This window comes from Nocardioides sp. (assembly GCF_025964975.1).
GTDB lineage: Bacteria > Actinomycetota > Actinomycetes > Propionibacteriales > Nocardioidaceae > Nocardioides.
This window is the reverse complement of the sequence record NZ_JAOPXV010000010.1, coordinates 1-7,499: the sequence shown is the minus strand read 5'-3', so window position 1 is coordinate 7,499 and position 7,499 is coordinate 1. Positions and strand designations below refer to the sequence as shown.

The window sequence follows — 7,499 nt, the reverse complement described above, 5'->3', positions numbered from 1 at the left end:
GGGCAAGGCTGGATTGGCGCAACACTGGCAGGCCTGTGTTCAATCGTCCCGTGCCCACCGTCTACCGAGTCGCCCCCGCCGTGGCCGCGCGACTGATGGGCCTGCTGCTCCTGGCCATCGCCGCGTTGGTCTTGTCCACGACGGCACTCGTCGCCCTGCTCGACCTCCACACCTCGATCATGCTCATCCCAGTGGTCCTGGGCCTGGCCGCGCTTGCCGCAGCCGCCGTCACTTTCACGCGACGCGGGTGGGTCGTGCGGCTGACCCCTGAGGGCTACCGCGTGCAGTGGGTCCGTGGCGTCGGTGTCGCCATAGCCCGGTGGACCGACGTGGAGGACGCGGTCACGACCACGGTGGTCGGCTCACCCGTCGTCCGGCTGCGACTTCGCAACGGCGAGTCGACCACGATTCCGGTCGAGATGCTGGCAGGTGACCGAGAGGCGTTCGTACGCGACCTGCAGCGCCACCTCCAGGCGGGGCAGGGGCTCCAGCCCCTCTGAATCCGCCGAGCCAGATCCCACGCACGCCCGCAGCCAGAGCGCAGCTGCGCACTCGCGCAGCGACGCTCCGGGTGCGATTCGGCAAAGGCTCGGCGCGGCTAGTAACCTCATCCCTGCTCGTCCAACGGGGCGAGCATGGAGGCGTCGCCTAGTCCGGTTTATGGCGCCCGCCTGCTAAGCGGGTTCAGGTTAATCCCTGTCGGGGGTTCAAATCCCCCCGCCTCCGCCAGCCGACAGTCGGATCCCCTGGGTCCGGCTGTCGCTCATTTTGCCGGCCGCTCTCGCTGCTGCCGTTCCCGCACTCTTGCGAGATACTGCACTTGCACACACTCGCACCCCGAGCGGTGGTGCGTCTGGGCATTCCTCGCGCGAGAATGAGCATTGGCCTTCGACCAAGGCCCATGAGACAAGAGGTGGAAGAACCATGAACACCCCACGCCGAATCGCCGCTGCAGTCCTGACCGCCGCCCTCGCTCTGGGCGTTGCCGGTGCCGTCGCCGGACCGGCCGATGCCAAGAGCGACAGCCCGAGCATCAAGGACACCACCTGGCCCATCTGAGGCCTCTACGGACGGTCCCTGGACAGCTGAGTCGGGGGGGCATCACCCGTCAGGTCAGTCTCGACCCGTCACGCCACGCCGGCCCATCTCGTATCCGAGCTGGAAGCGTGACTCGACCTCGAACTCCTGCTTCAGCTCCGAGACATAGCCGGCATAGGTCCGAGGACTGACCCCGAGCCGAGCTGCGCCGTTCGGGTCCGAGTGACCGCCGATCAGCATCCTGATCGTCATGGCCCGTTGTTCGTCCGCAATGTCTCGCACGACCGGGGTGTCGCGGTTGGTGAAGGGTCGCGCTCGCTCCCAGGAGCGTTCGAAGATGTCGACCAGGTAGGCGATGAGGGACGGTTCGCGCACCGCCAGCGCCGAATCCCCCTCGCGACCCGGGATGATCGCGATCCGGCGGTCGACCACGATCAACCGGTTGAAGAACTCGTCGAGCGTGCGCACCTGCGCTCCTTCGGGTGTCACCGCGGCGACGTACTTCGCCGTGGCGACCGAGCGCCGGGCGGCGTGCTGGTAGAGCGTTCGCATCTTGATGCCGCGGCGGAGCGCTGCCACCTCGCGCTCGATCGCCTCCGGCAGCTGCTTCACCGCCCGGTCGGTCTGCGGTTGGGCCGTCAACAGCTCTTCGGACGCATCACTGACAACCGCTGTGATGTAGGAGCGAATCGCGTCGCCCCGGAGCTCCGAGAAGGGACCCCGGAGCGCCTCCGGGGACCGTCGCCACGCCTGCGAGAGGCCACCGAAGGCCTTGGCCCACTGGGCGGACTCGGCGATCAGCTCGGCACCCTTCTGGCCGAGCGGGGAGACGACCCGGGACTGCACGATCGACGGGTCGACCGGCACCCACCGGCCCTCGGCCGCGTCGAGGGCGACGAGCCCCATCTCCCTCAGCAGCTCGAACGCGTCGGCGGCCTCGCCCCCGTCGCAGATGCGTTCATCATCTGCGGGCACGCCACCCTCGGCCACGAGGCTCTCGTAGAGGGCGGTGGCCGTCGCCTCGAACACTGCACGTTGCTCTGGCCCGTATGTCACACCTCAACCTCCCACAGGATGTCGGCTCGGCGAAGCCTTCCGCACTGACGCCACCGGCCCATCGGATCAGTGATCACGACGGGCCGGGGCAGGTGTGCGGGTGGATCAGACGCCGAGGCGCTGCTTCAATCCGTCCAGCTCGGTCCACAACACGGCCGGCAGGTCGTCGCCGAACTTCTCGAACCACTCGGTGATCTGCGGGATCTCGGCCTTCCACTCCTCCACGTTGACGGCGAGTGCGGCCTCGATGGCCTCGGGAGTCACGTCGAGACCCTCGATGTCCAGCGCGCCGGGAGCCGGCACGTGGCCGATCGGCGTCTCGACCGACGCAGCGTGGCCCTCGAGCCGCTCGATGACCCACTTGAGCACGCGCGAGTTCTCGCCGAAGCCGGGCCACAGGAAGCCACCGTCCTCGTCGCGGCGGAACCAGTTGACGTAGAAGATCCTGGGCATCTTGGACTCGTCGTTGTCCTTGGCCATGTTGATCCAGTGACTGAAGTAGTCACCGGCGTTGTAGCCGATGAACGGCAGCATCGCCATCGGGTCGCGGCGTACGACGCCCACCGCACCCACGGCAGCGGCAGTCGTCTCCGAGGACAGCGTGGCTCCCATGAAGGTGCCGTGCGTCCAGTCGCGCGCCTCGGTCACCAGGGGGATGGTGGTCTTGCGGCGACCGCCGAAAAGGATCGCGTCGATCGGCACGCCGCGCGGGTCTTCGTACTCCGCGGCAAGCATGTCGCACTGCTTGATCGGGGTGCAGTAGCGGCTGTTCGGGTGGCTGGACAGCTCCTCGCTGTCCGGGGTCCACGGCTCGCCCTTCCACGACGTGGCCTTGGCCGGCGTGTTCTCGAGGCCCTCCCACCACACGTCGCCGCTCTCGGTGAGCGCGACGTTGGTGAAGACCGAGTTGCCCTTGTTGATGGTGGCCATCGCGTTGGGGTTGGTGTGCTCGTTGGTGCCGGGAGCGACCCCGAAGAAGCCGAACTCCGGGTTGACCGCCCAGAGGCGGCCGTCCTCACCGATGCGCATCCAGGCGATGTCGTCGCCGATGGCCTCGACCTTCCAGCCCGGGATGGTGGGCTGGAGCCTCGCGAGGTTCGTCTTGCCGCAGGCACTCGGGAAGGCGGCGGCGATGTACTTGGTGACACCGGCGGGCGAGGTGAGCTTGAGGATGAGCATGTGCTCGGCCATCCAGCCCTCGTCGCGCGCCATCACGCTGGCGATGCGGAGCGCGTAGCACTTCTTGCCGAGCAGCGCGTTGCCGCCGTAGCCGGAACCGAAGCTCCAGATCATCCGCTCCTCGGGGAACTGCACGATGTACTTGGTGTCGTTGCAGGGCCACGCGACATCGGGCTCACCCTCGGCCAGCGGCTTGCCGACCGAATGCAGCGCCGGGACCCACTGGACGTCCCCTGCGCCCCCGTTGTCGAGCTCCTCGATCCGACGCAGGACCTCGCTGCCCATGCGCGCCATCACGCGCATTGAGACGGTGACGTAGGCGGAGTCGGTGAGCTCCACGCCGAACATCGGCTTCTCGGCGTCAAGGTGACCCATGACGAAGGGGATGACGTACATCGTGCGGCCCTTCATGCAGCCGGCGTAGAGCCCACGCATGAGGTCCTTCATCGCCTCGGGGTCCATCCAGTTGTTGGTGGGCCCGCAGTCCTTCTCGTCGACCGAGCAGATGTAGGTACGGTCCTCGACGCGCGCCACGTCGGTGGGGTCGGAGGCCGCGTAGAACGAGTTGGGCTTGATCTCGGGGTTCAGCCGGGTGAAGGTGCCGGTGCCCTCGAGTGCCGCGGTGAGCTGGTCCCACTCCTCGTCGGAGCCGGTGCACCAGTGGATGTTGTCGGGGTGGGTGAGCTCGGCGATCTCGTTGACCCAGGCCAGGATTCCCTGGTGGGTCGTCGGGGCCGAAGTGTCTGTGGTGGCTGTCATGCCTGCAGTTTCCCTCTCGCGCATTCGCGGTGGTGCCCCAGCTGATGGAGGCGCCCCGGCCGTCGAACGCATCGACGGTGGTGTCGTGGAGTGTGTGTTCGGACCCGTCCGGCTTCGTTGCGGCGACGGATGCCCGAGGCTAACGTCCGCCCTGCGGTCGACATATTGGATCGATCCACCCGTGAGGCGCAGGTCACGTTTCGGTGTTCCGCGACCTCTCGAGGGGTGGTCTTGCGGTGTCAGACGCGCGGGGCGGTGACGGAGGAGCGCATGAACTGCTCGACGAACTCGTCGTACGGCGCAGGCCTGCCGATCAGGAAGCCTTGGGCGAAGTCGACGCCCTCGGCCCGGCAGACCTCGAGGATCCTCGGGTCGGACACGAACTCCGCCACCGTTCTCTTGCCGAGGTCCTTGGCGATGCCCACGATCGAACGCATGATGGTCCGGTCGACCTGCGACTCGTGCACGTGGGCGACGAACTCGCCGTCGATCTTCACGTAGTCGAAGAGCAGGTGCTTGAGGTAGTAGAAGGAGCCGAACCCGGCCCCGAAGTCATCGAGGGCGAACGCGCAGCCGAGGTCGGTCATCCGTTCGGCGAAGGCGCGTGCCAGGCCCACGTCGGCCACGGCCGCGGTTTCGGTGATCTCCAGGATCAGCGCAGCCGGGTCGACGTCGTGCCGGGCCAGGGACTCCCGGATGGTCCGCTCGATGTCCGGGTGGCCGATGGAGTGGCCGGAGAGGTTGACCTCGAGCTCGAAGTCCGGGTCGTGCTGCCGCAGCTGGGTCAGCATCTCCAGGCTGTGCTCGACGACCCAGGCATCGACCTGGGGCATCAGCCCGGTGCGCTCGGCGATGTAGACGAAGCGGGTGGGCGGCACGAGCTCGTCCTGGTCGCGGAGCCGCAGCAGCACCTCTGCGGAGCTGATCCGGTCGTTGGCGAGGTTCATGATCGGCTGGAGGTGGAGCTCGAAGCGGTCGTGCTCCAGCGCCTCCTCGATCCGGCTCTGCCACTGCAGCCTGGCCGAGAAGCGCGGCGGGCGCGTCTCGCCCTCGGGCAGGATGGCGATCTGGTTGCGACCGGCCTCCTTGGCGTCGTACATCGTCATGTCCGCCAGGGCGAGGATGTCGGTCGAGTGCTCGCTGGCTGCCTGGAAGGTCACGGCACCGACACTGGCGGTGACGCGGCGGTTGACGCCGTCGAGGGTGGCGGCGTGCTTGCCGACGCGGTCGACGATGTCCTGGGCGATCCGCGCGGCCACCGTCTGGTCACCGTCGGTCAGCAGGACGGCGAACTCGTCGCCGCCGAGGCGGGCCACGACGTCGGTCTGGCGCACGGACCGACGGAGCAACCCACCGATGGTCACGAGGAGCTGGTCGCCGGCGTTGTGCCCCAGGCTGTCGTTGACCTGCTTGAAATTGTCCAGGTCGAGCAGCAGCACCGCGCCGTTCTGGCCGTAGCGACGGGCACGCTCGAGGTGTCGCTGGAGCTCGTTGTCGAAGCGCCGACGGTTGGCCAGACCGGTCAGGACGTCGTGGTCCACGAGGTGGGCCAGCCGGTCCTGGTAGCGGCGGCGCTCGGAGACGTCGACCACGCTGACCAAGATGACGTCGGGCTCGTTCAGGTCGTTGTGCATGAGCATCCGGCTGTTCAGCGCCACGTGCACGTTCTGTCCGCGGGCGTTGCGCAGGACGCAGTCGGAGACGGTGGAGGGGCTGCTGCCCTCGTCGACCACCAGCCCGAGGGTGGCCTCGTGGTTCAGGATGCGTCCGACGTGCGCGCCGACCGTGCCGTCGTCGGCGGGCGCGAGATCGGTCAGCAGCTTGCCCACGAGCTCGTCCGGCGGCACACCCACGATGGCGCCGAGCGCGTCGTTGGCCAGCTCGATCCGACCCTTGTCGTCGAGCACGGCGATGCCGTGCGGGGCATCGAGGAAGAGTCGTTCGCTGCGTTCGGTGGCCGACTGGGCGAACTTCGTCTCGCGCTCCAGACGCTCCACGATCCGCTGGACCACCCGCCCCAGCACGAACGCTATGGCCAGCATGACCAGCGCCCGCCGCCAGTCCTCGACCGGATAGCGGGGCGGCCCGATCAGCAGCACCGGCGCCAGGATGATGGCCCCGGTCAGCAGGGACGCGACGTAGACGTCGCGTCTGACCCCGGTGACAGCAAGCCACAGGACGGGTAGGAACACCATCGAGGAGAGGCCCGAGGACTGTCCGCCGCCGGCTTCGCGGAGCAGGACGACGAACGGGAAGGCAACGTACGCAGCGGCAATGGACAGCCCGGGTTTCCCGGTGCGGGCGCTGAGGACCAGCAGCACGGCGATGAGGACATAGTTGGCGCTCGCCGCGAGCAGCACCCACGCCGGGGCCTGGTGGGGCGGGACCAGCGCGGTGAGCAGGCCGATGCCTGCTACCGCGCCGAACGGGCGCATCAGACGCAGTGACGGCCGGTGCCGGTCGAACCTGCGTCGCGTGGGGGGGTGTGATGCTTCGAAGCTGCTCATGGTTAGCGCCATCATCACCGAGTCGCGCCAGCCGCGTTGGCTATTGCTTGATTTGTGGATTTCCCCGACTAGCTGGACTCCACGGCCGCGGCCACCCTGCGGTGGGCCTCCCAGATCGCTTCCGGCAGGTTGGGGAACTGGCGCAGGTGCTCCTCACGATTGGCCATCTCCTGCTGCCACCTCTCCTTGTTCAGGGAGAGGATCGTGGCGAGGTCCTTCGGAGCGATGTCGACGCCCTCGAGGTTGAGCTCGTCGGCCGTCGGGATGATGCCGACCGCCGTCTGGCGTCCCTCCACCTCACCGTTCTTGAGCTGGAGCAACCACAGCAGCGGGCGCAGGTTGTCGCGGTAGCCCGGCCAGAGGAAGTGGCCGTCCTCGGGGTCGCGCTGGAACCAGTTGACGTGGGCGAAGATCGGTTGCTCGGCGGCGGCTCCGACGACGTCGAGGTAGTGCTGGGCATAGTCGCCTTCGCCGTACGCCATGAAGGGGCGGTTGGACATCGGGTCGTAGCGGAGCACGCCCTCCTTGCCCTCAGCGGCCGCCGTGGCCTCCGCTCCGAGCGTCAGCCCATCGTAGACGCCCTCGGCGAGGTCGTGGATGGCGCGGATCAGTGGCTCCCGGTCACGGGTGCGGCCCCCGAAGATGATTGCGTCGATCGGCACGCCGGTCGGGGCGTCGTAGTCGTCAGCGATGTTGGGGACGTTGGCCAGCGTCGTGGTGAAGCGGCTGTTGGGATGCGCCCAGGGCGAGGAGTCGCTGTCCTTGCGGTCGGCGATCGGCGCGCCCGTCCAGTCGAGCCAGCCGTGGACGTCCTCCGGCGGGCTGGGCGTGCGGCCCTCCCACCAGACCTCCTCAGTGTTGGGGTTGTAGGCCACGTTGGTGAAGATCGCGCCGGTGCCGGGATCGACCGAACGAAGAGCGGTCGGGTTGGTGCGCTCGTTGGTGTCCTTGGCGACGCCG

General features: G+C 68.1%; 6 protein-coding genes and 1 tRNA gene. 3 read left to right on the top strand and 4 right to left on the bottom strand.

Annotation, left to right across the window (positions count from 1 at the left end):
• Nucleotides 1–50 precede the first annotated feature (50 nt).
• The 3 genes from JWN68_RS00745 to JWN68_RS00735 all read left to right on the top strand — a co-directional run bounded on the left by JWN68_RS00745 (nt 51) and on the right by JWN68_RS00735 (nt 1,059).
• Nucleotides 51–500 (top strand): hypothetical protein, encoded by a 450-nt coding sequence (locus JWN68_RS00745; protein WP_297733228.1) that lies wholly within the window; start codon nt 51–53, stop codon nt 498–500.
• Nucleotides 501–637: 137 nt separating this feature from the next.
• Nucleotides 638–729 (top strand) — tRNA-Ser (locus JWN68_RS00740).
• Between the two features lie 195 nt (nt 730–924).
• Nucleotides 925–1,059, top strand: coding sequence for a hypothetical protein (locus JWN68_RS00735; protein WP_297733225.1), 135 nt, complete (start codon nt 925–927; stop codon nt 1,057–1,059).
• A gap of 54 nt (nt 1,060–1,113) precedes the next feature.
• Here the strand turns inward: JWN68_RS00735 and JWN68_RS00730 are convergent, their stop codons facing one another.
• The 4 genes from JWN68_RS00730 to JWN68_RS00715 all read right to left on the bottom strand — a co-directional run.
• Nucleotides 1,114–2,067, bottom strand: coding sequence for a LuxR family transcriptional regulator (locus tag JWN68_RS00730; RefSeq protein ID WP_297733222.1), 954 nt, complete (start codon nt 2,065–2,067; stop codon nt 1,114–1,116).
• Nucleotides 2,068–2,199: 132 nt separating this feature from the next.
• Complete coding sequence (locus tag JWN68_RS00725) at nt 2,200–4,032, bottom strand: phosphoenolpyruvate carboxykinase (GTP) (RefSeq protein ID WP_297733219.1); 1,833 nt, start codon at nt 4,030–4,032, stop codon at nt 2,200–2,202.
• A 239-nt stretch (nt 4,033–4,271) separates the two neighbouring features.
• Nucleotides 4,272–6,467, bottom strand: coding sequence for an EAL domain-containing protein (locus JWN68_RS00720; protein ID WP_297733216.1), 2,196 nt, complete (start codon nt 6,465–6,467; stop codon nt 4,272–4,274).
• Between the two features lie 140 nt (nt 6,468–6,607).
• Nucleotides 6,608–7,499, bottom strand: an 892-nt coding sequence (locus JWN68_RS00715) for a phosphoenolpyruvate carboxykinase domain-containing protein (RefSeq protein WP_297733213.1), incomplete at its 5' end; no start/stop codon positions are given.

Excerpts from the sequence above, each read along its gene's own strand:
- JWN68_RS00735 (WP_297733225.1), top strand. The coding sequence starts at position 925 with ATGAACACCCCACGCCGAATCGCCGCTGCAGTCCTGACCGCCGCCCTC.
- JWN68_RS00725 (WP_297733219.1), bottom strand. The coding sequence starts at position 4,032 with ATGACAGCCACCACAGACACTTCGGCCCCGACGACCCACCAGGGAATC.
- JWN68_RS00720 (WP_297733216.1), bottom strand. The coding sequence starts at position 6,467 with ATGCGCCCGTTCGGCGCGGTAGCAGGCATCGGCCTGCTCACCGCGCTG.